Annotated in this window: 25 protein-coding genes; 16 read left to right on the top strand and 9 right to left on the bottom strand. The window is 68.4% G+C overall.

The annotated features are described in order from the left end of the window. The first annotated feature begins 1 nt into the window (after position 1). Positions 2–1,726 carry a cytochrome b/b6 domain-containing protein gene (locus tag ACYVG2_RS11145; protein WP_460781030.1) on the top strand — a complete coding sequence of 575 codons (1,725 nt, stop codon included), beginning with the start codon at positions 2–4 and terminating at the stop codon, positions 1,724–1,726. 103 nt (positions 1,727–1,829) lie between these two features. Here ACYVG2_RS11145 and ACYVG2_RS11140 read toward each other — a convergent pair whose 3' ends face one another. Further along, a complete protein-coding gene (locus ACYVG2_RS11140; protein ID WP_460781029.1) occupies positions 1,830–2,336 on the bottom strand; it encodes a GNAT family N-acetyltransferase in 507 nt (168 codons plus the stop codon). Between the two features lie 109 nt (positions 2,337–2,445). Here ACYVG2_RS11140 and ACYVG2_RS11135 point away from each other — a divergent pair, with 109 nt between their 5' ends. Together ACYVG2_RS11135 and ACYVG2_RS11130 are read left to right on the top strand one after the other, a co-directional pair. Further along, on the top strand, positions 2,446–3,003 hold the full coding sequence (locus tag ACYVG2_RS11135; RefSeq protein WP_460781457.1) for a thioesterase family protein: 558 nt from the start codon (positions 2,446–2,448) through the stop codon (positions 3,001–3,003). A 35-nt stretch (positions 3,004–3,038) separates the two neighbouring features. Continuing rightward, positions 3,039–4,367, top strand: coding sequence for a hypothetical protein (locus tag ACYVG2_RS11130; protein WP_460781028.1), 1,329 nt, complete (start codon positions 3,039–3,041; stop codon positions 4,365–4,367). On the opposite strand, the gene ACYVG2_RS11125 is transcribed toward ACYVG2_RS11130, so the two are convergent. From ACYVG2_RS11125 to ACYVG2_RS11115, 3 genes are read right to left on the bottom strand one after another with little or no spacing between them, the layout of a single operon-like run. Next, the gene (locus ACYVG2_RS11125; RefSeq protein ID WP_460781027.1) at positions 4,253–4,792 is read right to left on the bottom strand and encodes a hypothetical protein; all 540 of its coding nucleotides are present in this window, start codon (positions 4,790–4,792) and stop codon (positions 4,253–4,255) included. The two genes, ACYVG2_RS11130 and ACYVG2_RS11125, sit on opposite strands and share 115 nt — an antisense overlap. Further along, entirely contained in the window at positions 4,780–5,337 is a 558-nt protein-coding gene (locus tag ACYVG2_RS11120; RefSeq protein WP_460781026.1) for a hypothetical protein, read from the bottom strand. Before ACYVG2_RS11120 ends, ACYVG2_RS11125 begins: the two co-directional genes overlap by 13 nt. After that, positions 5,334–6,149: a hypothetical protein gene (locus ACYVG2_RS11115; protein ID WP_460781025.1), complete on the bottom strand. Its 816-nt coding sequence runs from the start codon at positions 6,147–6,149 to the stop codon at positions 5,334–5,336. The genes ACYVG2_RS11120 and ACYVG2_RS11115 overlap by 4 nt, the downstream gene beginning before the upstream one ends. Before the next feature lie 129 nt (positions 6,150–6,278). Between ACYVG2_RS11115 and ACYVG2_RS11110 the strand changes: the two genes are divergently transcribed. The 6 genes from ACYVG2_RS11110 (at position 6,279) to rocD (ending at position 13,965) form a co-directional block, all read left to right on the top strand. Then, positions 6,279–9,950 (top strand): proline dehydrogenase family protein, encoded by a 3,672-nt coding sequence (locus ACYVG2_RS11110; RefSeq protein WP_460781024.1) that lies wholly within the window; start codon positions 6,279–6,281, stop codon positions 9,948–9,950. 89 nt (positions 9,951–10,039) lie between these two features. Continuing rightward, entirely contained in the window at positions 10,040–10,474 is a 435-nt protein-coding gene (locus tag ACYVG2_RS11105; protein WP_460781023.1) for a hypothetical protein, read from the top strand. Further along, positions 10,474–10,689 carry a helix-turn-helix transcriptional regulator gene (locus tag ACYVG2_RS11100; protein ID WP_448964449.1) on the top strand — a complete coding sequence of 72 codons (216 nt, stop codon included), beginning with the start codon at positions 10,474–10,476 and terminating at the stop codon, positions 10,687–10,689. The genes ACYVG2_RS11105 and ACYVG2_RS11100 overlap by 1 nt, the downstream gene beginning before the upstream one ends. A 1-nt stretch (position 10,690) precedes the next feature. Beyond that, positions 10,691–11,695 carry an NAD(P)-dependent alcohol dehydrogenase gene (locus ACYVG2_RS11095; protein ID WP_460781022.1) on the top strand — a complete coding sequence of 335 codons (1,005 nt, stop codon included), beginning with the start codon at positions 10,691–10,693 and terminating at the stop codon, positions 11,693–11,695. 171 nt (positions 11,696–11,866) lie between these two features. Further along, positions 11,867–12,763 carry a dimethylargininase gene (gene ddaH, locus ACYVG2_RS11090; protein ID WP_460781021.1) on the top strand — a complete coding sequence of 299 codons (897 nt, stop codon included), beginning with the start codon at positions 11,867–11,869 and terminating at the stop codon, positions 12,761–12,763. Continuing rightward, positions 12,760–13,965 (top strand): ornithine--oxo-acid transaminase, encoded by a 1,206-nt coding sequence (rocD, locus tag ACYVG2_RS11085; protein WP_460781020.1) that lies wholly within the window; start codon positions 12,760–12,762, stop codon positions 13,963–13,965. The genes ddaH and rocD overlap by 4 nt, the downstream gene beginning before the upstream one ends. Here rocD and ACYVG2_RS11080 read toward each other — a convergent pair. The 4 genes from ACYVG2_RS11080 to ACYVG2_RS11065 form a co-directional block, all read right to left on the bottom strand. Continuing rightward, on the bottom strand, positions 13,956–15,290 hold the full coding sequence (locus ACYVG2_RS11080) for an MFS transporter (RefSeq protein ID WP_460781019.1): 1,335 nt from the start codon (positions 15,288–15,290) through the stop codon (positions 13,956–13,958). The two genes, rocD and ACYVG2_RS11080, sit on opposite strands and share 10 nt — an antisense overlap. A 119-nt stretch (positions 15,291–15,409) precedes the next feature. Continuing rightward, entirely contained in the window at positions 15,410–17,302 is a 1,893-nt protein-coding gene (locus ACYVG2_RS11075) for a BCCT family transporter (protein ID WP_460781018.1), read from the bottom strand. A 38-nt stretch (positions 17,303–17,340) separates the two neighbouring features. Beyond that, a complete protein-coding gene (locus tag ACYVG2_RS11070; protein ID WP_460781456.1) occupies positions 17,341–18,666 on the bottom strand; it encodes an MFS transporter in 1,326 nt (441 codons plus the stop codon). Positions 18,667–18,671: 5 nt separating this feature from the next. Beyond that, the gene (locus ACYVG2_RS11065; RefSeq protein WP_460781017.1) at positions 18,672–19,112 is read right to left on the bottom strand and encodes a MarR family winged helix-turn-helix transcriptional regulator; all 441 of its coding nucleotides are present in this window, start codon (positions 19,110–19,112) and stop codon (positions 18,672–18,674) included. A gap of 45 nt (positions 19,113–19,157) precedes the next feature. On the opposite strand from ACYVG2_RS11065, the gene ACYVG2_RS11060 reads away from it, so the two are divergent. From ACYVG2_RS11060 to ACYVG2_RS11045, 4 genes are all read left to right on the top strand, one after another. Then, a complete protein-coding gene (locus ACYVG2_RS11060) occupies positions 19,158–19,901 on the top strand; it encodes a copper homeostasis protein CutC (RefSeq protein WP_460781016.1) in 744 nt (247 codons plus the stop codon). 82 nt (positions 19,902–19,983) lie between these two features. Continuing rightward, complete coding sequence (locus ACYVG2_RS11055; RefSeq protein ID WP_460781015.1) at positions 19,984–20,859, top strand: alpha/beta fold hydrolase; 876 nt, start codon at positions 19,984–19,986, stop codon at positions 20,857–20,859. Between the two features lie 9 nt (positions 20,860–20,868). Further along, positions 20,869–21,918 carry a lipoate--protein ligase family protein gene (locus ACYVG2_RS11050; protein WP_460781014.1) on the top strand — a complete coding sequence of 350 codons (1,050 nt, stop codon included), beginning with the start codon at positions 20,869–20,871 and terminating at the stop codon, positions 21,916–21,918. Next, a complete protein-coding gene (locus ACYVG2_RS11045) occupies positions 21,897–22,775 on the top strand; it encodes a DNA-methyltransferase (RefSeq protein ID WP_460781013.1) in 879 nt (292 codons plus the stop codon). The genes ACYVG2_RS11050 and ACYVG2_RS11045 overlap by 22 nt, the downstream gene beginning before the upstream one ends. Here the strand turns inward: ACYVG2_RS11045 and aztA are convergent. Continuing rightward, the gene (gene aztA, locus ACYVG2_RS11040) at positions 22,762–23,427 is read right to left on the bottom strand and encodes a zinc ABC transporter ATP-binding protein AztA (protein ID WP_460781012.1); all 666 of its coding nucleotides are present in this window, start codon (positions 23,425–23,427) and stop codon (positions 22,762–22,764) included. The genes ACYVG2_RS11045 and aztA overlap by 14 nt on opposite strands. Positions 23,428–23,482: 55 nt before the next feature. Between aztA and aztB the strand changes: the two genes are divergently transcribed. From aztB to ACYVG2_RS11025, 3 genes are read left to right on the top strand one after another with little or no spacing between them, the layout of a single operon-like run. Next, complete coding sequence (aztB, locus tag ACYVG2_RS11035; RefSeq protein ID WP_448964461.1) at positions 23,483–24,334, top strand: zinc ABC transporter permease AztB; 852 nt, start codon at positions 23,483–23,485, stop codon at positions 24,332–24,334. Then, the gene (locus ACYVG2_RS11030; protein WP_460781011.1) at positions 24,331–25,533 is read left to right on the top strand and encodes a hypothetical protein; all 1,203 of its coding nucleotides are present in this window, start codon (positions 24,331–24,333) and stop codon (positions 25,531–25,533) included. Before aztB ends, ACYVG2_RS11030 begins: the two co-directional genes overlap by 4 nt. Next, the gene (locus ACYVG2_RS11025) at positions 25,530–26,441 is read left to right on the top strand and encodes a metal ABC transporter solute-binding protein, Zn/Mn family (protein WP_460781010.1); all 912 of its coding nucleotides are present in this window, start codon (positions 25,530–25,532) and stop codon (positions 26,439–26,441) included. Before ACYVG2_RS11030 ends, ACYVG2_RS11025 begins: the two co-directional genes overlap by 4 nt. The last annotated feature ends 10 nt before the right edge of the window (positions 26,442–26,451 follow it).

The following is a 26,451-nucleotide window of genomic DNA, read 5'->3' as shown; positions in this document are numbered from 1 at the left end:
CATGGCGACGCGGATGCTCAGGCGCGGCCTGCCGCGGGTGGCCGGTGGCGAGCCCTGGCCTCCCGCAGGTGACGTCGAGGCCGTCACCGACATCGCTGCGCCCGTCGAGGCCGCGTCTTCACCCAGCCGCGACACTTCTCAGCAAGCGCTACATCGATCGATGGCGCGGATGCCAGAATCTGTAGCGGATGCGGATGCGGATGCGGATGCGGATGCGGATGCGGATGCGGATGCGGCGGCATCCGCCTCTGGCTCACACACGGCGTTGCGCCGTGGCTTGCCGCGCACGCCCGGTGGCGAGCCTTGGCCGGCCGTGACCGCCGCAGCGACCGCACCACCTCTCCGCGATACGTCTGAGCAGGCGCTGCATCGATCGATGGCGCGCGTGCCGGATTCTGTAGCGGAAGCGTCGACCGAGTCGGTTCCGACCGCTGATGAGGCTCCGGCCACAACCGCAGCTGCCGTGCCGGCCACCGGGGCGACCGGCTCCGGCGACGCCCTCCGCCGCGGACTCCCGCGAACGCCGGGTGGCGAGCCGTGGCCCCCCGCCGGCACGACCGCAGTCGTCGCAGCGACCGCTGAGCCCACCGACGCGATCGAGATCGCCGCGCAGGCACCGACCCCTTCCGAAGGCGCTCGAGTCGGCGAGGCGGCAGCGGTCGACCAGACGGCAGGGACCGGCGATGCGACGCCGTCGACCGCGCTGGCGACGGTCGATGTCAGCTCGCCGTTGCCGTTCCAGCGCACGGTGTTCCCGGGCAAGAACGCTTTCATCCGCCCGGCGCCGAAGCCGGAGCCCACGCGCATCGGCCCGTTCACGAAGGCGCAATGGGCAGGGGCCGTCATCGTCGGCGGCATCGGTCTTCTCGGTGCCGCCGCGATGGCCGTGTTCTTCGTGCGATGGCTGCTGAGCCTGTCGGGCATGCAGGACTTCCTGCAGACCTACCCCGGCGAGTACCACCTGCCCGAGGGCGCTCCGGTCGGTTTCCCCGGCTGGCTCGGATGGCAGCACTTCTTCAACGTGTTCCTGATGGTGCTCATCATTCGTTCGGGCCTGAGCGTCCGCAACGACAAGCGTCCCACCGCGTTCTGGACCGCGCGCGGCAACAAGAAGAGCAAGATCAGTCTGACGCTGTGGTTCCACCAGGCGCTCGACATCCTCTGGCTCGTCAACGGCATCATCTTCGTCGTGCTGTTGTTCGTGACAGGCCAGTGGATGCGCGTGATCCCCACCAGTTGGGAGGTCTTCCCGAACGCCCTGTCCGCTGCGTTGCAGTACGTGTCGCTGGACTGGCCGACCGAGAACGGGTGGGTCAACTACAACTCGCTGCAGCAGCTCGCCTACGGAACGACCATCTTCATCGCCGCGCCCCTCGCCGCCATCACGGGTGCGCGCATGAGCGGCATCTGGCCGAAGAACGCCGCGAAGCTCAACAAGGCGTACCCGGTCGAGTGGGCACGCGCCCTGCACTTCCCTGTGATGCTGTACTTCGTGGTGTTCATCGCGATCCACGTGTTCCTCGTGTTCGCGACCGGCGCGCTGCGCAACCTCAACCACATGTACGCCGCGCAGGGCTCGACGGATCCGAACGCCTACGCAGACAACTGGACCGGGTTCTGGTTCTTCGTCGCATCCCTCGTCGTCATCGCCGCAGCATGGGTCGCCGCCAGGCCCCTCGTGCTCGCCCCCATCGCGAAGCTGTTCGGGAACGTATCAGCGCGCTGATCCCCATGGTTTCCGCATGACTCCGGAGGAATCTGCGCAAACCGCGAGAAACGGCCGCCCCACGTGTCGGGGGCGGCCGTTTCTCCGGAGTTGTGCGGCGAGCTCAGCGCACGAAGCGGACTTCGGTCAGCGTCTCGCCGAGGAACGGCTCGGTGTGCGTGGCGCCGTCGAGCGTGAAGCCGTTGCGTGCGTAGAAGCGGTGGGCGCGCGGGTTGTCCTCGGCCACCCAGAGGTACAGCGGCTCGTCCTTCTTGACCGCGGCATCGAAGAGCTTCTGGCCGAGGCCGGTGGAGTGCCACTTGTCGAGCAGGTAGATGAAGTACAGCTCGCGGAATGCCGGCGCGTCCTTGTCGCGGGCGGGCCCTGAGCCGACGAAGCCGACGATCTCGCCGTCGACCAGCGCGGCGCTCATGCTGAAGTCTTCGCCCTGTGCGGCCCAGTGGGTCCACAGCTCCGCCATGCGGCGTGGCGACACGCGCTCCAGCGCAGCCTTGCTGACGAGGTGGTCGTAGGTCTCGTGCCAGCACTGCGCGTGCACGCGTCCCAGAGCTTCCGCATCCACATCGCGGACCGGACGGATGATGACTTCAGGCTGGGCTTCGGCGCTCATGCCCGTGACTCTACGCGCGCCTCGGGCGAAGATGAAATCGAGCGGTGCCGCTGTTCGATTCCCACAAAGGAGTTCGACGATCATGCGTCGCTGGCTACTATCGATCCTCGTGAACGTGATCTGGCGGACTCTTCTCGTGATGTGGCGTGCGCGCCGGCGACTGCGGCGCGACGGACGGATCGCGCCCGGCGATGTCGGGCGGATCAGAGTGAGCACCCTCCCCACAGACATAGACGTGCTGCGCCACATGAACAACGGACGGTATCTGTCGCTGTTCGACCTCGGCCGCTGGGATCTGCTCGTGCGCACGGGTATGGCCGACGCGATGAAGAGCAACGGCTGGTACGCCGTCGTCTCGGCCGAGACGGTCACATTCCGCAAGTCGTTGCAGCTGTGGCAGCGCTTCGACATCGAGTCGCGCCTGCTCGGTCATGATGACAGGGCCATCTATCTCGAGCACCGCGCCGTGGTCGACGGTGAGATCTACGCGCGAGCGATCATCCGTGCACGGATGCTCAAGCGCAGCGGCGGCACGCTGTCGCACCAGGAGCTCTTCGCGGCCGTTGGGCGGCCGGAGGGCCTGCCAGACGTCGAGGCATGGGTGCACGAGTGGGCGACGGCATCCGCTCTTCCCTCGACACGTGCCGAAGCTCCGAGCCAATGGTGATGCGCCACACGCCCTACCGACGCTAACTTGGTCTGGTGATCCCGCTTCTCGCCACCATCGGACGCGTGCTGCTCGCCAGGTGGCCGTCGCTGCTGGCGTGGTATCTCGGCGGATCGCTGCTGCACCACTTCGGCATCGTCGTCGCTGGATACGTCGGCGGCGTGAACTCGGCGTTGGGTTTCCTCATCCTGCCGCTGGCGATCCTCGCACGGCTGATCGCCTTCGTCGCCATGTTCCTCGTCGTGCGTGACGGCCTGCGCGAGCTGCAGATGATCGCTCCGCTGCCGGATGCCGCCGCAGAACGCAGACGTACGTTCATGATCACCCTGCTCACGAGTATTCTGCCGTTCTTCGCGATCTATACGGCGTGGGGATTTCTTCGAGACGACGTCCAGGCCTACTCGCTTCGCGCGCTGGCCGTGCGCAGCGGACTTATGTGGACGGCGTTGGCTGAGGGCACAGAGCCCGTGCAGGGCGAGGCTGCGACCGCACTCAGTCTGAATGTGCTGACGATCTTCACCATCGTCGCGGCTTTCTCCGCACGGTGGGCTTTCAAGCGTTTCAATCAGAAGCTGCCGAAGTGGACCGCGCTGCTGGCGGTGTACTTCGAAGCCGTCTGGGTGTTCTTCTCGCTCTTCCTGATCAGCGACGGCTTCGATTCGCTCGCGGCGTGGGTCGACTCGCGGGTCGCGATCCAATGGGTCACGGATGTACGCAGTTGGATCGGCGAGCAGCTGGTGCCGGTGGCGTGGATCTGGGATGGCGTGGCCGCGACGATCGGCACGCTCACCGGACTGCTCGTGCAGCCGCTCGCCTGGCTGGCCATCGCCGGCGTCATCTACGGTCAGGCGGTCGAAGCCGAGCAACCGGGGCTGCAGAAGCGACTCACCGAGACGGCGCAGAAGCGGATGAAGAACCTGCCGGCCACTGTCTCGCGATGGCTTGGTGAGCTCGCGAAGGAATTCACCTCGCGCTTTCGTCCCATCGTCGACGCGATCGTGCTGATGTGGCGCGCGGGACCGGTGCTGATCGCCTCATACGTGCTCGTCTACACCGTCGTGCTGGCGCTCGACCCGACGCTGCGGTGGCTGCTCAGCCGTGTAATCGGTCCCCACGATCTCAGCACCTTCTGGCGGGTGTTCTCAGACGCGCTGTTCCTGATCGTTCCGCTCGTGCTCGAGCCCATCCGCATCGCGGTGGTCAGCGGTGCGTACGATCGCACGCTCGGTCGCCTCCGCGGAAGCGCCGCTCAGGGATCGATGGCGAAGCGGATGACGGACGGCACTGCGGGGGCGGGCGCGACCTCGACCCAGAACGGACCCTCTGCATCATCCGGGACGATGAACGGCACGATCAGTTCGTAGGGACCGGAGGGGACATCGTCGCCGGTCACGCAACTGGTCGGCTCCTCTGAAGATGAGAGCAGGCCGAGCTGGAAGCGGGATTCGGGCCAGCGGATGCCGGTGCTCTGCTGCACGAGCGTCGGGGCGAAGCATCCAGGCAGTTCACCGTGCGGATCGACAGGGATCGCCGCGGCGATCACTCGGGCGTCGCTCGGCACAGTGAAACCCGTGGTGTCGGTGATCTCCGATGCGCGGATCGGCCCCCACGTCGTGTCGGCCAGGTCGATGCTGTCATCCTCTGCCACGTCCACGGGAATCGAATTCTGATAGAGGAAGTAACCCTGCCAGCCCTCCCATGCGATCGCACCGAATGTCACGGGCGTGAGCACCGCGATCGCTCCGAGCGCGACGGCGTTCCTGCGCCACCACCCCGTCATCGCGCCCACGCCGTCTCGGGCATGGCGAGCTCATCCGCAGGTTCGCGCTCATCGAGATCGATCGGCACCTCCAGCACCGAGTCCACTCGGCGGTCAGAGGTGAGCGAGAGCTGCAGCACGCCCGTGCCGGCGAGCTCGCTCAGCTCGAACGCCAGTGCACCCGCGTACGGCACACCGGGGTTGAGCCGCTGGCCGAACAGCGAATCCATCCGCTCGCTCGCTCGGAACTCTCGTCCATCGAGCACGAAGACGGCTCCGTGCAGCGACACCGCACCGGTGATGTCGGCGAGCAAGGGCCCGGTGACACTCGCGGCCTCGAGATCGACCACCAGCCAGTTCGCCTCGCTCCGCCAGCCGTCCGCGGCTGTGAGGAGCGTTGTCGTGCGCGCGTCGGTCACTGTGGCCACGATGTCGCGCCCGGTGACCGGTTCGCCGATCTTTCCTGTGACGAAGAACGGATCCGCCTCGGCGTCTTCGGCGGGTGCCGATGCCGAGACGATGCCGGCTGCGATCAGCAGCACGATCGTGGCGATCCAGGTCATGACGCGGCTCATTCGGACTCCTCAGCGGTGCCGAGATCTTCGACGGCGAGGTCCATGTGCCCGCCGACGCGTACGTCATCCCATGTGACGCCGTAGAGGACGAACTGGCCGACCCCGCGAGTCGCCGTCGACAGCAGCAGGCGGGCTCGTGCACCGTCGGTGTATGACGGAGCGGGCACGGGCCACGAGGCCACCACCCGCACCGGAATGCCCGGCTGCAGCCATGGAGAACCGGTGTCATCGTCCAGACGCGCGATAGAGGGCTTCACATCCTCCAGCCCCTCGATGCGAAGACCGCCCAGCGTATCGTCCACGGCCGATGACCGTGCGAACTCGCTGAGATTGCGTACATCCATCACGAGGGAGAGCACACGCTCGCCGGGCTCGGGGAACACACCGGAGCCCCTGAGCTCGTCGACGACGGTGAGGCTCACCGGAGTCATCTCAACCTCCGCCCCCACGAACGTCTGGCCGAGCTCGAGCAAGGGGGTCTTCGGCTTCGGCACCTCCGCCAGGCCGCCGAACGCCGCAGTCGTCGCGAGGAAGATCACTGTCAGGCCCGTGCCGAGCCATTTCACCGGAACGCGGTCGATCGCACGCTGGGCGAGCGTGCGGCGTGCTGACGGCGGCGCCGTCAGCGGGTTGGACGTCGCAGCGGTGACGACGGGCGTACCGAGTGGCGCCGAACCGTCCTGTGCACGGGCTATTTCCGGGCCGGCCGAGACGGGGGATGCTTTCGGCTGCGTCGCGGCCTGGGTAGCACCGAGAGCCGCAGCGATGTCTCCCTCAGCCGCGGCTCCGTTCTCCCCCTGGGACGGCGTCACGGCAACAGCATATTGTGCCCGCGAGCGGGGGAGAAGCCGAGATCATCCCATCGCGGCCGTCACGCTTCAGATGCACGTGCTCCGCAGTGTCACCGCTGGGGACGGCGTGCACCGTCCTAGGCTGATCACATGTCAGAGTCGTCGCTGCACGGGGCCGATCAACTCGCGGATCAGGCGGTCGAACTCGCGCGTCGCTGGGTCGCCGAAGCGGCGGATGCCGAGGTCGATCCGGCCGCCTCACGCCTCGCCGATCTGCTGCAGGACAAGAACGGTCTCCCGTTCACCCTCGGCTTCGTCGACGGCGTCATGCGGCCCGAATCGCTGAGTGCCGCTGCTGCCCGGCTGCAGCGGATCGCCCCGATGGTTCCCGACTTCCTGCCCTGGTACCTGCGCGGCGCGGTGCGCATAGGCGGCGGTATCGCCCCCGTGATCCCCACACCTACCGTTCCGATCGCCCGGCGTGTACTGCGCGAGATGGTCGGGCATCTGGTCGTCGACGCGCGTCCGGCGAAGCTGGCGGCCACGATCGAGAAGCTCCGCGAATCCGGTGCGCGACTGAACCTCAACCTGCTGGGCGAGGCCGTGCTGGGCGAGGCGGAGGCGAAGCGCCGGCTCGACGGCATCCACGAGCTGATCCGGCGCGACGATGTCGACTACGTCTCCGTCAAGGTCTCGTCCGTCATCAGCCACATGTCGATGTGGGCGTTCGATGAGATCGTCGAGGCGGTCGCGGCCCGTCTGCTGCCGCTGTATCTGACCGCGGCGTCGAACGGCACCTTCATCAATCTCGACATGGAGGAGTACCGCGACCTCGACCTCACGATCGCGGTGTTCACCCGCATCCTCGAGGACTCCCGCCTTCTGCGACTCGAGGCGGGCATCGTCCTGCAGTCCTACCTGCCCGATGCCCGTGAGGCGCTGCGCGAGCTCACGGCGTGGGCGAAGGCACGCGTCGAGCACGGCGGGGCGAAGATCAAGATCCGGCTCGTCAAGGGTGCGAACCTCGCGATGGAGCGGGTGGATGCCGTGATGCACGGGTGGCCGCTGGCCACCTACGACACGAAGCTCGACACCGACGCGAACCACCTGAGGCTGCTCGATGAGGCCATGCGTCCGGAGAACACGGCCGCCGTGCGGATCGGCGTCGCCGGCCATAATCTGTTCGGCATCGCGTACGCCTGGCTGCTCGCCGGTGAACGAGGGGTCAGGGACGACATCGAGTTCGAGATGCTGCTCGGCATGGCGCAGGGCCAGGCCGACGCCGTCTCGCGTGACGTCGGCCCCGTGCTGCTCTACGTGCCAGTGGTGAAGCCGGACGAGTTCGATGTGGCGATCAGTTATCTGGTCAGGCGGCTGGAGGAGAACGCGGCATCCGAGAACTTCCTCTCGGCGGCCTTCCACCTGCACACGGACGAGTCACTGTTCGAACGTGAGCGGCTCCGGTTCGTGCGGGCACTGGAGCGGTCGGGGGACCGCACGATGCGGGAGGTACCGTTCCGCATTCAGGACCGGCAGGCACCGGTGCACGAATCGCTGCGTCCATCGACTCCGGCTCAGAACGACGAGGGCGATCTCACGAAGGCCGTTCTCGACATCGCGAGGGGATCGGACGGCTCCGACGGATCCGAGGGCGAGGCGTATGTCGAGACCGCCGTGTACTCGCGCCGCGAGTCGGAATCCGATTCCGCGGGGGCTCCGGGTTTCACCAACACCGCCGACAGCGACCCGGTCCTTCCGGCGAACAGGGAGTGGGCGAGCGCCATCCGCGCCCGCGTCGAGGCCTCGACCGCCGGCGACTCGACGGCGCTCGACGCGAGGATCGACGACGCGGCACTGCTCGAGCAGAGGATCGCTCGGGTGCGTGCCGCGGCCCCCGCGTGGGGCGCGCGCCCCGCCTCGGAGCGGGCCGAGATACTCCTGCGCGCTGCGGCCGCCCTGGAGTCGCGTCGCGGCGAGCTCATCGAGGTCGCAGCATCCGAGACCGGGAAGGTGTTAGCCGAGGCGGATGTCGAGGTCAGCGAGGCCGTCGACTTCGCCCGCTACTACGGTGCGAAGGCGCGGGAGCTGGACACCATCGCCGGTGCGGCCTTCGAGCCATCGCGTGTGACGGTCGTCACGCCGCCGTGGAACTTCCCCATCGCGATCCCCGCGGGCGGGGTGCTCGCCGCGCTCGCCGCCGGATCCGGTGTGCTCTTCAAGCCCGCCCCGCAGGCCAGGCGATGTGCGGCAGTGGTCGCCGAAGCGCTGTGGCAGGCGGGCATCCCGAGAGACGTGCTCACCCTGATCGACATCGAGGAGGGAGACCTGGGGGAGCAGCTCATCACGAATGAAGCGGTGGATCGCGTCATCCTGACCGGTTCGTGGGACACCGCGGCGCTGTTCCGATCGTGGCGTCCTGATCTGCCGCTGCTCGCCGAGACCAGCGGCAAGAACGCCATCGTCATCGCGCCGTCAGCCGACCTCGATCTCGCCGTCGCCGATCTCGTGAAGAGCGCCTTCAGCCACGCGGGGCAGAAGTGCTCCGCCGCATCGCTCGCGATCCTCGTCGGCCCGGTCGGCCGCTCCAAGCGCTTCGCCCGCCAGCTGGCGGATTCGGTGCGCTCGCTCAACATCGGATGGCCCATCGACCCGCTCGCAGAGGTGGGTCCGGTCATCGAGGAGCCGCGGGGCAAGCTTGCATGGGCTCTGTCCGAGCTCGAGGGCGATGAGAAGTGGCTGATCAAGCCGTCGCTGGTGGGCGGCGATGACACCGGGCGGTTGTGGCGGCCTGGCGTCCGTGTCGGCGTCGAGGCGGGCTCGCGCACGCACCGTGAGGAGTTCTTCGGTCCGATGCTCGGCATCATGCATGCGCCCACGCTGTCCGCCGCGATCGATCTGCAGAACGACGTCGCGTACGGGCTGACCGCCGGACTGCACACGCAGGACCCGGATGACCTCGCGCTCTGGCTCGACCGCGTGCAGGCGGGCAATCTCTACGTGAACCGTGGCATCACCGGTGCGATCGTGCAGCGACAGCCGTTCGGCGGCTGGAAGCGATCCTCGATCGGGCCCGGTGCGAAGGCGGGCGGTCCCAACTACCTGATCGGCCTGGGGTCGTGGCGTTCCCTGCCTCGGGGCAGGGCATCGAGCACTCTGCATCTGCGTGGCCTCGACAGCCGCATCTCGGGGCTCATCGAGTCCGCGCAGTCGTCGCTGGAGTTCGAGGCCTTCGAATGGCTGCGTCAGTCGGCGTTGTCGGATGCGGTCGCCTGGGACCGCGAGTTCGGCCAGGTGCGCGATGTGTCGCAGCTCGGCATCGAACGGAACCTCTTCCGCTATCGGCCGACGCCCGTCGTGGTGCGGGCAACGGCGGATGCGCCGTTGCAGGACGTGCTGCGGGTCGTGCTCGCCGGCATCCGCTCCGGCGCCGGTTTCTTCGTGTCGATCGCCGACGGGCTCCCGGCGGCAGTGCGCGCGGCGCTCGGCGACCTGGGCGCCCTCATCGCTGTGGAGAGCGATGCCGAGTGGATCGAGCGGATGCTGCGACGAGAGGAGGGGTCGGCCGACGAGGTCCTCACCGCCGACCGACCCGACCGCGCCTCCGGCTCCCGCGTGCGACTCGTGGGCGGCCGCAGCGCTGTCGCCGCCCTGCGCCGCTCGCTCGCGGAGGCGCTCGCCGGCGATCCCGACGTCGCCGTGTACGACGACGAGGTCACCTCCGCCGGACGACTGGAGCTGCTCCCGTTCCTGCGCGAGCAGGCGATCAGCATCACCGCGCACCGTTTCGGCAATCCGGACGACTGGAGCGCCGACGTCATCTGACCGACCACAATGTAAAGGATTCTTGACACTGCCGACATCGGCGCGGTACATTGACTGTTGTCAAGAATCTTTTACACTGGAGGTGTGTCATGGTCTACACGGAACGCAACACCTGGTCGACGCTGATCGCTACGGCCGTCATCGTTCCCGGCTACATCGTCGTCATCCTCCAGCAGGCGGCCGGCGGCCCTCTCACATCGGTGGACTGGTTCCCGATCATGCTGTGGGCGATCGGGATCAGCATCGCCGCCACGATCGTGCTCAGCATCCTCTGGGGAATCTTCGCCGGGCTCCGAGACCCGAAGGGCGCGACCACCACCGACGTCCGCGACCGTGACATCGACCAGATGGGCGGTCGCGTCGAGCACGCGTTCCTGGTGATCGCAGGTCTCGGTATCATCGCGCTCTGCGCGGTGGGGGCCGACGTGTTCTGGATCGCGAACACCATGTTCCTCGGATTCGCGATCTCCACTTTCATCGGCAGCGTCGCGCGGATCGTCGCCTACCGCCGGGGGCTCGTCTGATGGTCAAGCCCACACTCGTCACCAACAGCATCCGCTCCATGCGGGAGGAGGCCGGGATCACCCAGGCCGATCTCGCCGGCCGCATCGGCGTCACGCGGCAGACGCTCATCGCCATCGAGCAGGGCAGATACTCGCCCACGCTCGAGCTCGCCTTCCAGATCGCCCGCGCATTCGAGGTCGGCATCGACGACCTCTTCCAGTATCCGGAGGGTTGAGATGACCACGACAGCGATCCCGACGACGATGACCGCCTGGGTCGGCGCCGACTACGGACCGGCGGCGCGCACCGTGCAGCAGCGGGTCGATGTACCGCGTCCCGGCAGGGACGAGGTGTTGCTGAGGGTGCGGGCGACCGCTCTCGCGGCCGGTGACGTGCGCCTGCTGCTCGGGGATCCTCTGCTCGCGCGGCTCGCCTTCGGGTTGCGGCGTCCGAAGCAGCCGATCAGGGGCATAGACGTCGCCGGCACGATCGTCGAGGTCGGCGAAGGCGTCGCACGGGAGCGCATCGGCGAGGAGGTCGTCGCGGAGCTGAACGCCGGCGGAGGGCTCGCGGCATACGTGGTCGCCCCCGTCGCGCGGCTCACGGCCCGTCCTGATGACGTCGATCCCGGTGTCGCGGCGACGCTGTCGGTCTCGGCCGGGACCGCGCGGCAGGCGCTCGATCTCGCCAGGGTCGGTGCGGGCGATCGCGTGCTTGTGCTCGGTGGTTCTGGCGGGGTGGGCACCTTCGCCGTGCAGCTCGCCGTGGATCGTGGCGCCGAGGTCGATGCCACGTGCAGCGAACGCAACCGCGCCCTCCTGGAGCGACTCGGCGCGACGCGTGCCTTCGACGATCGCACCGAGTCTGCGCCGGCGCCCTCCGCAGGCGGATACGACGCGATCATCGACATCGTGGGCGAGCGGCCGCTGCGCGCACTGCGCGAGCTGCTCGCGCCGCACGGCACGCTCGTGATGGTCGGTGGGGGAGCAGGCAGCGTGCTCGGCCCTCTGCCGCGGATGCTTCATGCCGCGGTCCTCTCGATCGGTTCCCGTCGACGCATGCGCCCGCTGATGGCCGTGCCGAAGCCGGAGATGACGGCTGCGCTCATCGACCTCGCCCGCGCGGGCAGGGTCACCCCTGTGATCGAGCGCACGTACCCCTTCTCGCAGGCATCCGCTGCGCTCGCCCACGTCGAGGCCGGTCACGCGGTCGGCAAGGTCGTCGTCAGCGTCGAAGGATGAGCCGCGATCGTGCGACACCGGCGCGCGGCTGGCGCGTCCACAGATTCGGATGCCAGAATGAACTCCGGCGTGCCTGCGTCGCATCTTCCCCGCTAGTCTCTGCAATGAGCGACGGGTCGAACTTCCGCCGGGCCCCTGGACAGCGTCCGCCGCATCTCTTCGAGGAGCAAGATGTCGACGCCAGAAACCGTCACCGCCCCCACGACCGCCCGCACCGCGCAGCACCGCCGGTACCTGATGTGCCGTCCGGAGCATTTCACGGTCAGCTACAAGATCAACCCGTGGATGGAACCGGCCAAGCCCACCGACACCGCGAAGGCCGTGGCGCAGTGGCAGAAGCTGCACGACCTCTATCTCGAGCTCGGTCATGAGGTCGAGCTGATCGATCCGCTCGAGGGCTTTCCCGACATGGTCTACACGGCCAACGGAGGCTTCGTGATCGACGGGCGCGCTTACGTGCCGAAGTTCCGCTTCGTCGAGCGCGCCGGTGAGGCGCCCGCGTTCGCGGACTGGTTCCGCGCGAACGGCTTCGACACCGTCGAGCCGGAAGAGGTCAACGAGGGCGAGGGCGACTTCCTGCTCGTCGGCGACACGATCCTCGCCGGCACCGGCTTCCGATCCACCGGCGACAGCCACCGCGAGGTGGGTGAGGTCTTCGGGCGCGAGGTCGTCTCGCTGAACCTCATCGACCCGCGCTTCTACCACCTCGACACCGCCATCTCGGTGCTCGACCCGGTCGAGGGTGCGGCGAACGGCGGCCCCGAGCGCGCGAACATCGCGTACCTCCCCGGCGCTTTCGACGACGCCAGCCGTGCGATCCTCGAGGAGCGCTTCCCCGATGCCATCCTCGTCGCCGATGCGGACGGCGCCGTGTTCGGGCTGAACTCGGCGAGCGACGGGTACAACGTCATCATCTCGCCCCGCGCCACCGGCTTCGAGAAGCAGCTGCGCGAACGCGGCTACAACCCGATCACCGTCGATCTGTCCGAGTTGCTGCTCGGCGGCGGCGGCATCAAATGCTGCACGCTCGAGCTGCGTGCATCCGGTGACGAGGAGAAGACCGCATGACGCTCTCGACGGCTCCGGCGGAGACGCACGTCGCGCAGAACTACAGCCCGCTGCCTGTCACCGTCGCGTCCGCCGAGGGCGCCTGGGTCACCGACACGGAGGGCAAGCGCTACCTCGACCTGCTCGCGGCGTACTCGGCCGTGAACTTCGGCCACCGGCATCCCGAGCTCGTCGCCACGGCCAAAGCGCAGCTCGACCGGGTGACGCTCGTGAGCCGCGCATTCATGAGCGACCGGCTCGAACCCTTCGCCGATGCGCTCGCCCGCCTGTGCGGCAAGGAGATCGTGCTGCCGATGAACACCGGTGCTGAGGCCGTCGAGACCGGCATCAAGGTCGCTCGCGCATGGGGCTACCGCGTCAAGGGCATCGCACCCGGCAAGGCGCGCATCGTCGTCGCCGCAGGCAACTTCCACGGCCGCACCACGACGATCGTCAGCTTCAGCGACGACGAATCAGCACGCGACGACTTCGGCCCGTACACGCCGGGATTCGACGCGGTGCCCTTCGGCGATGCGGATGCCGTCGCCGCCGCGATCACGGATGACACCGCGGCCGTACTGGTCGAGCCGATCCAGGGCGAGGCCGGCGTGATCATCCCGCCTGAGGGCTACCTCGCACGCATCCGTGAGATCTGCACCGAGAAGAACGTGCTCTTCATCGCGGATGAGATCCAGGCCGGGCTCGGCCGCGTGGGCGAGACGTTCGCGTGCGATCGCGAAGGCGTCGTCCCCGACCTCTACCTGCTGGGCAAGGCGCTCGGCGGCGGCATCCTTCCGGTGTCGGCCGTGGTCGGCGATCGCGACGTGCTCGGCGTGATCCGCTCCGGCGAGCACGGTTCGACCTTCGGTGGCAACCCGCTCGCGGCCGCGGTCGGGTTGCGGGTCGTCGAGATGCTGGAGACGGGCGAGTTCCAGGAGCGCGCACGCACGCTCGGCGCGCACCTCGAAGAGGGGCTGCTGAAGCTCGTCGGCCACGGGGTCACTGCGGTGCGGGTCGCTGGGCTGTGGGCCGGGGCCGACATCGATCCGGCGCACGGCACCGGCCGCGAGATCAGCGAGAAGCTCATGCAACGGGGTGTGCTCGTCAAGGACACGCACGGCCAGACCATCCGCATCGCTCCGCCGCTCGTGATCCGCAGCACGGAGATCGACTGGGCGCTGGAGCAGCTGAGGCTGGTGCTCGAGGGCTCCGCTCAGTCGTGAAGGGCCGTGGCCTCGACGCCGCGGTGGAGGGTCTCCGGAAGGAATCGGATCCCGACGATGCCGATCACGCTGAGCACGACGAGGTAGACGGCCACGAGCCACGGTGACCCGCCGGTGGCGGCCACCAGCGCCGTCGCGACGAGCGGCGCGGTGCCGCCGACCAGCGCGGCCGGGATCTCGCGCGAGATCGCGATCCCGCTCCAGCGCATCCGGGTGGGGAACAGCTCGGCCAGCATCGCGGCGCTGACGCCGATCGTCCCGCCCTGGATCACGGCGAGGCCGAGGATCAGCGACAGTCCGACGAGCCACGAGTTCTCGGTGTTGAACAGCCAGAACATCGGGAATGCGAAGACCACTCCGAAGATCGCGGCGGCCATCAGCACCGGCTTGCGGCCGATGCGGTCGGCGAGCCGGCCGCACAGCAGCGTGACGGGGATCGTGAGCAGTTCTGCGACGACGAGACCGATCAGTGCGTGCGTCGGGTCGACCGACAGCGTGCCCGTCGTGTAGTTGAGCGAGTACGTCTGCACGACGTAGACCCACGGCAGCGCGAAGACGAACAGCGCCATGCCGGGGATCAGGATCCGCCAGTGCGTGCGGACGGCTTGGACGAGCGGCGCCGAGGTCACCTCGCCCTTGCGCTCGGCCGCCTCGAAGGCCGCCGTCTCCTTGACCCGCAGACGGAAGTACAGCGCGAATGCGACGATGGCGATGCTCGCGACGAAGGGGATGCGCCAGCCCCACGCCAGGAACAGCTCGCTGGGCATCATGCTCACGAGGGCGAAGCAGCAGGTGGCAAGCGCCATGCCGACGTACACGGCCGAGCCGGGGAATCCGGCGACGAACGCGCGGTTCTTCGTGGGCGACGATTCGCTGGCCATGGTCATGGCGCCGGCGAACTCCGCACCGGCTCCCGCCCCCTGGAACAGCCGCAGCACGATCAGCATGATGGGCGCCCAGATGCCGATCGTCTCACCGGTCGGCAGCAGCCCGATGAGGGTCGTTGCCAGGCCCATCATCAGCAGCGTCGTGAGCAGAGTGGCCTTGCGGCCGATGCGGTCACCGAAGTGCGCGAAGATCAGGCCGCCGATCGGACGGGCCCCGAAGCCGACCGCGAACGTCGCGAACGCGCCGAGGGTGCCCGCGAGGCTGCCGGCACCGGGGAAGAACAGCGGTGCGAACACCAGGGCCGACGCCAGGCCGTACAGGGTGAAGTCGTACCACTCGATGATCGTTCCCACCGAGCTGCCGATGATGGCGCGGCGGCGCTGGTCCTTGGAATCGAGTCCGGATCGGTCGATCTCGGTCGCGGCGACGTCAGTCATGTCACTCCTTCGTGGGCGGTCCTTCCCACGGTAGAAGTCGGCGCGACGAACCGACGATGTGCGTTTCGCACACGATCATCACGACTGTATGCGCAGACAGCACATCGGCGTCGGAGTGCTCAGCGCACCGGAGGCTCCTGATCCTCTCCGTGCGACGGCACATCCTGATCGTCATAGCCGGAGAGCTCGTCCGCAGACACGAGATCGTCGACGTCGAGCGTCGCAGGACCGGCATCTGCTCGGCCCTCCGCGCTGAGCAGCTCGACGGGGATGCGGATCGGCGTGGTCGGCGCGACCGGCAGACCGAGGCGGCGCTGGAGGTTGCGCAGCCATCGGGGCTGCGCGCCGAGCAGCCCCGTCTCGTCGCGCGCCTCGACCTCGAGGCCGTAGTAGTCGCCGATCTTGTCGATGAGCTGCGCACGTTCGGCTCTCGCGTACGCGCGTCGCTCGCGAGTGAACGCCACCACGGTCGACCAGCAGATCAGCAGCATGACGACGCTGAACGGAAGGGCGATCGTGATCGCGGCCGTCTGCAGCGCCGTCAGGCCGCCGGCGAGCAGCAGCGCGATAGCGAGTGCGGCTGTCACCAGCACGAAGAAGGTGCGGATCCAGCGCTTCGGGTTCTGCTGCCCTCCCGTGGCGATCATGCCCATCACGAGCGCTCCGGAATCAGCGGACGTGACGAAGAAGATGCCGATGAGCAGGATGACGCCGATCGTGATGATCTGCTCCCCCGGGACGTGCTCGAGCATCTGGAACAGAGCGCCCTGCAGGTCGACCTCGCCCTCCGCGTTGAGCAGCGCGCCGGGGTTCTGAAGCTCGATCGCGAGCGCGGAGCCGCCCAGCACCGAGAACCAGAGGATGCCGAGCAGCGTCGGAACGAGGATGACGCCGGCGACGAACTCGCGCACCGTGCGCCCCTTGGACACCCGGGCGATGAAGATCCCCACGAACGGCGCCCACGAGATCCACCAGCCCCAGTAGAACGAGGTCCACTGCGCCTGCCACTCCTCACCGGCGGTGCCCTGGAAGGCGCTCACGTTGAACGAGAGTCCGACGAAGTTCTGGACGTAGTAGCCGATCGACTGCACGAAGTCGCGCAGCAGGAACTCGCTGGGTCCCATGACGAGGAGGTAGAGCACGAGGATGCCGGCCAGCACGAGGTTCGCGGTCGATAGCCACTTCATGCCCTTGGTGACGCCCGAGAGCACCGAGGCGAGCACGAACACCGAGATGACCAGGATGATGATGACCTGGGTGGTCGCATCAGGCTTGACCATGCCCGCCGAATCGAGGCCGGCGCTGATCTGCAGCACCCCGAGACCGAGGGATGTCGCGACGCCGAACAGCGTTCCCACGAGTGCGATGATGTCGATCGCATGACCCCAGCCGCCCTCGACGCGCTTGCCGAGCAGCGGCTCCAGCGTCCATCGGATGGAGATCGGACGCTTGCGGCGGTGGATGGCGTATGCGAGGGCGAGACCGATGACGACGTAGATCGACCACGCGTGCACGCCCCAGTGCAGATACGTCTGCCCGAGCGCCGCCTGCGCCAGTTGCTCCGGAGTGCCGGTCACGCCAGGACGGGGAGTGACGAAGTGGGTCAGCGGCTCTGACACGCCGTAGAACACCAGCCCGATGCCCATGCCGGCAGCGAACAGGAGCGAGAACCAGCTCATCAACGAGAACTCCGGCTCGTCGTCGTCCTTGCCGAGCTTGATGTCTCCGAACCGGCTGAACCCGAGGTACAGGCTGAACGCCACGAACACCACGGCGATGAGCACGTAGTACCAGTTGAACGCGTTGACGATCGTGGTCTGGATCGTCTTGAACATGCTCTCGGCGATGCCGGGAGCGATGAGCGTGAAAGCCACGAACACGATGACGATCACGGCCGCCGGCCAGAACACCCAGCGCTGCACCGGCGGGAGCGAGCGTTTCGGCGCCGGATCCAGGGCGGTGTCGGCGGTGGGTGAAGGGCCCTGATTCTCGCTGTTCTCCGGTGCGCTCATCCCTCCACGCTAGCCAGATACGCGGGCGAGCGGGAGTGTCAGTCCGCGCGCACCGTGCGGATCGGCGTGGTGGCCGCGGCGACCTCGTCGCTGAACTCGACCGGGTCGGCGCGCACCACGGAGATCGGGCGGGTCTCGTCGAGAGTCAACCGGAAACGCGTGTTCTCGCGTCTATGCAGGCGGCCCGAGGCCAGCATCCACGTCACCCCGGCCGCCATGGCGACGAGGCCGGCGATGCCGCCGAACATGATCGACGCGCGGGGGCCGGCGGCATCCGTGATCCAGCCGGCGATCGGCGCACCGATCGGAGTCGACCCCATGACGACGGCCATGTACAGAGCCAGCACGCGCCCGCGCAGCGCCGGATCGGTCGTCGTCTGCACGTACCCGTTCGCAGTGGTGAGCATCGTCACTGTGGAGAATCCCACGAAGATCAGGACCGTGGCGTAGCTCCAGTAGTTCGGCATCCAGGACGAGATCATCGATGCCAGACCGAATCCGCCGGCCGCGAGCACGAGCACGCGGATGCGCGCCCTGTCGCGGCGCGCGGCGAGCAGTGCGCCCACGAGCGATCCGATCGCCAGCACCGAGCTGAGGAGGCCGTATCCGTCGGCCTCCCGGCCGAATTCGAGGGCCATGGTCGAGGCGTAGATCGGGAAGTTCATCCCGAACGCGCCGATCAGGAACACCATGACGAAGGTCACCTTGAGGTCGCTCCGACCCCACACGTACCGGAAGCCCTCGGCGAGACGCGTGCGCCCGGTGTTGTTGATGCGGGGGAGCAGCTCGCGCGAGCGGATCAGCACGAGGGCGATGAGCATCGCGAGGAAGGTGGCGGCGTTGATCACGAACACCCAGCCGGTGCCGACGGCGACGATGAGCAGCCCTCCGACTGCGGGGCCGATGAGCCGTGCCATGTTGAACGACGCCGAGTTCAGCGCGACGGCATTGGATGCGTCACCGATCGAGACCATGTCGGAGACGAAGGCCTGGCGGGCCGGTGCGTCGAACGCGTTCGTGATCCCGAAGGCCAGCGCGAAGCAGAACATCAGCGGCAGCGTCATGACGCCGGTCAGCAGCAGCGCCGCGACGCCGAGCGCGAGCGCCATGAGCACGGTCTGCGTGAGCAGCAGGATCTTCCGTCTGTCGAACCGGTCGGCGACCCAGCCGGTCAGGCTGACCAGGACGAGGGGAGGCCCGAACTGCAGGGCCATGGTGAAGCCCATCGCCGTGGCGTCGTTGTCGGTCAGTTCGGTGAGCACGACCCAGTCCTGGGCGGTGGCCTGCATCCAGCCGCCGACGTTCGACACGAGGGCGCCGAGGAACCAGATCCGGTAGTTGAAGGAGCTGAACGAACGGAACATCGCGGTCATCGCTCGGCCACCTTCCGCATCAGGGCCGCCGCTTCTCGGAGCGTGCGCAGCTCGTCGTCGGTGAAGTCGAACTCGGCGAGCGCGTCGGCGAGCGCGGCATCGCGCTTCTGCACGGTCGCCGCGACGACGGCGATGCCGGCGTCGGTGATCTCGATGTAGACCCGGCGTCGATCGCTGTCGCTCGGAACCCGGATGACGTGGCCGCTCTCGGCGAGGCCGTCCACGATGCTCGACATGGTCGGGGCGCTCACCCGCTCGCGCTGCGCGAGCTCTCCCACCGGCAGTCGTCCGTTGCCTCGGAGGCAGGCGAGCACGGCGAACTGCGCATCGCTGATGCTGTCGACGGCGCGCTCGCGGCGGAGGCGCCGGGCGAGGCGGAAGGTGGCGAGGCGGAGATCGGTGGCGGTGGCGTGGAGGAGATCGTCAGGTTCTGTCATTACTTAGGTAGTCTAACTAAATTTCCTGAGAATGGGGAGGGCAGAATGGATGCTGTGAACATCGCACTCGAGCTCGCCGTCCAGGATCCCGCCGGAGTGCGCATCGCGCGCGAGGTCGGTGCGGCCAGGGTCGAGCTGACCCAGGCGCTCGCACTCGGCGGCCTGACGCCTTCGCCGGCGACGCTGGAACTCGCGCGCGAAGCCGCGGGGGAGAGCGGTCCGGAGATCCACGTGCTCATCCGCCCGCGTGCCGGCGGGTTCCACTACGACGCCGACGAGATCGCCGTGTCTGTGCGCGACGTGGCATGGGCCGTCGCGAACGGCGCCGACGGCGTGGTCGTCGGCGCGCTCGACTCTTCCGGCTCCCTCGACCTCGATGCGATGGCGCGCCTGCGGGACGCCGCGGGCGGAGCCTCCGTCACATTGCACCGCGCGATCGATGTGACCGCCGACCCGCTGTCGACCCTGGAGCGGGCGATCGAACTCGGGCTGCGTCGCGTGCTCACTTCCGGCGGAGCCTCGACGGCGATCGACGGAGTGGACACGCTGCGTGCGTTCGTCACCGCAGCCGGCGGTCGCATCGAGATCATGGCGGGAAGCGGCGTGGTGGCGGCCGGGGCCGTGGCGCTCGCCGCCACCGGGGTCGATGCGCTGCACTTCTCCGCCAAACGCGCCATCGCCGCCGAGGGGGCCGGCGTGCGGATGGGGTCCGCCTCGGACGGCGTGGGCGGTCACGAGATCACCGATCGCGTCGCCGCCTTCGCCGTGCGAGAGGCACTCGGCATCTGACGCAGGCGACGGTCGTCTGCGATTGTGACGGCCGACGCGACACTCGCTGACGCCGACGTGGCACGATCCGTAGACTCGACGCATGCCCCAGACTTCGGAGTTCACCGACGCGCACGGCGTCGCGATCGTCTACGACGTCCATCAGGCGGTGGGGGCGGCTCGTGGAGTCGTGCAGCTCCTGCACGGCGTCGGCGAGCACGCGGGGCGCTACGGAGCCCTCATCGACGCGCTCACCGGCCACGGCTTCATCGTGTACGCCGATGATCACCGCGGACACGGGCGCACCGGCATCCGCCAGCACGACGGAAAGCCGGGGCGACTCGGAAAGCTCGGCAAAGGCGGGCTCCGCGCCGCGAAGGAGGCGATCTGGCAGCTCACCGGCATCATCCGCGCCGAGCATCCCGACCTTCCGCTCGTGCTGCTCGGGCACTCCTGGGGGTCCTTCCTGGCGCAGATGCTCGTCAACGAGCATCCGGAGGCGTGGGATGCCGTCGTCCTCTCCGGCTCGGCTCTGCGCACCCCTCGCGACCTGAATGCGGCACCGTTGAACGCGCGGTGGGAACTGGCCGACGCGACAGGCTACGAGTGGCTCAGCCGTGATCCTGCCGTGTGGAAGGCGTTCGATGACGACCCGCTCACGACGAACGTGCCGCTGCTGAAGCTGTTCGGCCCGATCGAGGCGCTCAAACTCTACGGACGTCCGGCGAAGGGGCTGGGCCATGACATCCCGATGCTGCTGCTGGTCGGCCGCGACGATCCGGTCGGCGGCCCGCACAGCGTGCACAAGCTCGCCGACGAGTACCGCAGCCGCTCCGGCCTCACCGACGTGACGACACTGGTGTACCCGGATGCGCGGCATGAGATATTCAACGAACTGCAGCAGGAGGAGGTGCGCGCCGACCTGCTCGCCTGGCTCGACAAGCACATCCCCGCGCCTGCCGACGGCGCTGCGGCTTAAGCTGTATTCGTGCATGGTGAGTACAAGGTCCCCGGTGGAAAGCTCGTCGTCGTCGATCTCGAGGTCGAAGAGGGTCGGCTGACCGACTTCCGTCTCGCGGGAGACTTCTTCCTCGAGCCGGACAGCGCGCTCGAGGACATCAACGCCGCGGTCAACGGGCTGCCGGCCGAGACGGACGCCACGGCCATCGCCGCAGCGGTCCGCGAGGCGCTGCCCGCGGGGGCGCAGCTGCTGGGGTTCAACCCCGAATCCGTCGGCACCGCCGTGCGCCGCGCGCTCGTCACCGCTCCGGGGTGGCGCGACTTCGACTGGGAGGTCGTGCACGAGAAGGCGGTCTCGCCGCGCATGAACCTCGCACTCGACGAAGTGCTCACGTCGCGCGTCGGCGAGGGTCGTCGGCGCCCCACCCTGCGGATCTGGGAATGGGACGAATCGGCCGTCGTGATCGGCTCCTTCCAGTCGTACCGCAACGAGGTCGACCCCGAGGGCGCCGCCAAGCACGGCTTCGACGTCGTCCGTCGCATCTCCGGCGGCGGGGCGATGCTCATGGCCGCCGGCCAGATCATCACGTACTCGCTGTACGTCCCCGCATCCCTCGTGCAGGGGCTGACATTCGCCGATTCCTATGCGTTCCTCGACGACTGGGTGCTGCAGGCGCTGAAGTCGGTCGGCGTCGATGCGACGTACCAGCCGCTCAACGACATCGCGAGCCCCACCGGCAAGATCGGCGGTGCGGCCCAGAAGCGTCTCGCGAACGGCGGTGTGCTGCATCATGCGACGATCTCCTACGACATCGATGGTCAGGTCATGACCGAGGTGCTGAGGATCGGGCGCGAGAAGCTCAGCGACAAGGGCACGACTTCTGCGGCGAAACGAGTCGACCCGCTCCGCACGCAGACCGGTCTCAGCCGCGCCGAGATCATCGAGAGCTTCAAGGCGACGTTCCGATCGCTGACCGATGCGGAGGACGGCGCGATCACCGCCGACGAGTACGCCGATGCCGAGGCGCTCGTGGAGTCGAAGTTCGCCACCGATGCGTGGCTGCATCGCGTGCCGTGACAGACGCACCGGGCTCCGTCTCGATCGTCCAGGGCGACAACCTCGCCGTCGCGCAGACTCTGCCGTCGGCATCCTTCACGCTCGTCTACCTCGACCCGCCCTTCAACACGGGACGCGCGCAGAACCGCCAGGTGATGACCGCGCGCCGCGCGTCCGGCGAAGATGCGCAGGCAGGTGAGATCCGGCACGGCTTCCACGGGCATCAGTACGAGCGGGTGCGCGGCATGCTGCGCACCTACGACGACAGCTTCGACGACTACGGCGACTTCCTGATGCCCAGGCTCGAACAGGCGTGGCGTCTCCTCGCCGACGACGGCACGCTCTACCTGCACCTCGACTACCGTGAGGCGCACTACGCCAAGGTGATGCTCGACGCCGTGTTCGGGCGCGACTGCTTCCTCAACGAACTCATCTGGGCGTACGACTACGGCGCGAAGTCCCGCAGGCGCTGGCCGACCAAGCACGACACGATCCTGGTGTACGTGAAGACGCCGGGGCAGCACGTCTTCAATTCGGACGACGTCGATCGGGAGCCGTACATGGCCCCGGGGCTCGTCACTGCCGAGAAGGCCGCGCGTGGAAAACTGCCCACCGACGTCTGGTGGCACACCATCGTCCCGACCACAGGGCGGGAGAAGACCGGCTATCCGACGCAGAAGCCCGAGGGCATCATCCGCCGGATCGTGCAGGCGTCCAGCCGGCCTGGCGATCGGGTGCTCGACCTCTTCGCCGGCAGCGGCACGACCGGAGCTGTGGCATCCGCCCTTGGTCGGGACGCGGTGCTGGTCGACGACAATCCCGAGGCCGTGCGCGTCATGACGCAGCGCATGCCGCACGCCGAGGTCACGACGCTCTGAGCACCCGACCGTCCTGAAGCTCCAGGACGTCGTCGACCGAGGCGAACTCCGCGACGTCGTGCGTGACCGCGATGACGCCGGATCCGGTCTCGGTGAGCCGGTCGATCGTGGCCGCGATGATCTCGCGCGAGCGCGCGTCGAGCCCGGCCATCGGCTCGTCGAGCAGCACGAGGTCGGCGCGCTGCACGAGGGTCTGGGCGAGGAGCGCGCGCTGCCGCTGCCCGCCGGAGAGGGTGCCGATCGGGCGTCGGGAGAGGTCGGCGAGCCCGACGGTGGCGATCGCATCGCGCACGATCTCTCGATCGGCCCTGCGCGCCGGGCGCCAGGCGCCGAGCCGTCCCCACGTGCCCATGGTGACGATGTCGGTGACGCTCAACGGCAGGTGCGGGGCCAGCGGCGTGGACTGCGGCACGAGTGCGATGCGGATGCCTGGGCGCAGATCCACGATCCCTCGCTGCGGGGTGAGCAGCCCTGCCGCCACGGCGAGAAATGTCGACTTGCCTGATCCGTTGGCTCCTGTGATCGCCAGGAGGCGACCGGCATGCGCTTCGGCATCGACGCCGCGGAGCGCGGGATGCCCATCGAGATCGACGGCGACGTCCCGCAGGGCGAGGACGCGCGTGGTGGGCAGAAGCAGCGGCGGAGATGACACGCCTCTCATTATTGCAAATGAAAATCGTTCTCAATAACTGCTACAGTCGCTGTCTGTGTCCCCCTTGCTCGATCCCTTCACCGTCGTGTTCGTCCAGCGTGCGCTGCTCACCGGTGCCCTCGTCGCGGTGATCTGCGGCGTCGTCGGCACCTGGGTCGTGCTGCGCGGCATGGCGTTCCTCGGCGAGGCCATGGCGCACGGGATGCTGCCCGGCATCGCCGTCGCGACGCTGCTGGGAATTCCACCGGTGCTCGGTGCGGCGGTGAGCGCAGCGGGGATGTCGTTCAGCATCGGCGTGCTCCAGCGCCGCGGGCGCCTTTCGGCCGACACCAGTATCGGACTGCTGTTCGTGGCCAGCCTCGCGCTCGGCGTGATCGTGATCTCCGCCTCGCGCAGCTTCGCGACGGATGCCACCGCGATCCTGTTCGGTGACATCCTCGCCGCCTCACCGGAGGACGTGCTCGTCCTCACGGTCGTCGCCGTCGTCACGATCGCCGTCGCCGTGCTCGGGCACCGTTCATTCGTCGCGGTCACCGTCGACCAGCGGCAGGCGCAGCTGCTGGGACTCCGGCCGCAGATCGCGCACGTCCTGCTGGTCGGACTCATCACACTCGCCGTGGTCGCCGCCTATCAGGCCGTCGGATCGCTGCTCGTCGTCGGGATGCTGCTGGGGCCGGCGGTCGCCGCAGGTCGCTGGGCGCGGCGCATCCCTTCGACCATGATCCTCGCGGCGCTCATCGGCACCGCCTCGGTCGCCATCGGCCTTCTCGTGTCGTGGCACGCGGGAACGGCTGCAGGCGCGACGATCGCGTTCGTCGCGATCGGATCTGCCGCGGTGTCCGCTGCGGCCCATGCGATCGTCTCCGCTTCAGGGCGTCGGCACGCCCTCACCGAAAGGACCATATGAGAACCCGTCTTGCCGCTGCGTCCGGCATCCTCCTGATCGCGCTGTCCGGCTGTGCAGTGACCCCGTCAGCCCCCGCATCCCCGACAGGGGAGGCCGTCGGCGACGGGCACGGCGAGATCGCCGGCGCGCACGAGCTCGCGGAGCCCGCTCTGCACCTGACCACCGTGGACGAGCAGGGAGCGGTGCACCACCTCGACCTGCTCGACGAAGGGTCGGAGGTGCTCGACGAGATCGAACCGATCGAGGATCTCGTCACTGACGGGCGCTATCTGTTCGGCATCAGGGACGGTTCCGTGACGGTGATCGACAGCGGAGTCTGGACGTGGAGCCACATCGACCACTTCCACTACTACGAGGCGCCGTCCCGCGTGATCGGCGACGTGGAAGGAGGCGGAGTCGCGAGGGTGGTCACCGGAGAGACCGGCACCGGCATCCTGTTCGACGACGAGGCCGTGCTGCTCGACACTCCCGCGCTCGCCGACGGCGAGGTCGTCGAGCAGTTCCGCGTCCCGGTCGAACCGCACGCCGGCCTCGTCGTGCCGTTGAATGAAGGCGCGGTCGTCACGGAGCCGGACTCCGACGGCGTCGCGCAGACACTGCGGGTGCGGGAAGCGGACGGCACCGCGGGTGAGTCCATCCCCTGTGCGCAGGCGTCCGGCACCATCACCACGGTCGTCGGCGTCGTGATCGGCTGCGCGGACGGCGCGGCACTCTCGGTCGGCGGCGACCCGGCGGAGTGGGAGCGCATCGCATACCCCTCCGGCACGTCGGCGCCGGCCACGGACTTCGCCGGTCGCGAGGGGCGTCCGAGCGCGGCCGCGCTCGCGGGGACGAACGGCGTCTGGCTGCTGGACACTCGCGCACGGAGTTGGACCTTCCAAGATCTCGGCGAGGCGATCGTGCGGGTCACCGCCGTGGGTGACGACGCGGATCGCGTGCTGGCGCTCACCGCCACCGGATCCGTGCTCGTGCTCGCCGGAGGGGAGATCGTCGCGCGGACCGAGCCGCTCGTCGCGGCATCCCTCGCCGATCCCGATCTCGCAGCCCGAGTGACGTTCGTCGTCGATCAGAACAGGGCATATCTGAACGGCCCCGCCGAGCAGGCGATGTGGGAGATCGATCCGGCCGACGATGCACGCATCGCCCGCACGTTCGAGACAGCGGCCGCACCGCTGCACCTTGCGGGGACGGGCCGATGAGCCGGGGCGGCCGGATCGCTGCGGCTCTGGTGACCGCGGCCGTCGCGGCGGGGGCGCTCGCCGGATGCGCGCCCGCAGCGGACGAGCGTCCGAGCGTGTACGTCACGACGAACATCCTCGGTGACGTGGTCGCCGAACTCGCCGGCGACCAGCTCGAAGTGGTGACGCTGATGGCGCCCGGTGCCGATCCGCATTCGTTCGAGCTCTCCGCGCAGCAGGCCGCCGGGCTGCGTGACGCCGAACTCATCGTCGCCAACGGGCTCGGACTCGAAGAGGGGCTGGCCCAGCACGTCGAGGCCGCAGCCGACGAAGGCGTTCCGGTGGTGGAGGCCGGCGCGCATGTCGAGGTGATCGAGTACGCCGAGGGCTCCGGTCCCGATCCGCACTTCTGGACTGATCCGTCGCAGATGGTCCTCGTCGTGGATGCGCTCGCTCCCGAACTGGCGGAGCTCGCAGGTGACGGTGGCGACGATGTACTCGCCGCGGCCGAGGCGTATCGGGAAGATCTGGTCGCCCTCGACGAGCACATGACGAGCGCGCTGTCGAAGATCCCCGCCGAGCACAGGGCGCTCGTCACCAACCACCACGTCTTCGGCTATCTCGCCCATCGCTACGACGTGACACTTCTCGGCGCGGCGATCCCGGGAGGCACGACTCTCGCGGCCCCGAGCCCCGCCGATCTCCAGGAGCTGGTCGACGCGATCGACACCGCCGGCGTCCGCACGATCTTCGCCGAGTCGTCGCAGCCCGATCGGCTCGTGCAGGTGCTCGCCGAGGAGGCGGACCGCGACGTCGATGTCGTCGAGCTCATCACCGAATCGCTCGCGCAGCCGGGCGAACCCGGCGACACCTACCTCGACATGATGCGCGTCAACACCGAACGCATCGCCAAGGGCCTGGACCCATGACCCCGCCCGA

The organism is Microbacterium shaanxiense, from assembly GCF_054779995.1.
The sequence above is the reverse complement of the archived record's forward strand: the minus strand, read 5'-3'. Positions and strand labels throughout refer to the sequence as shown.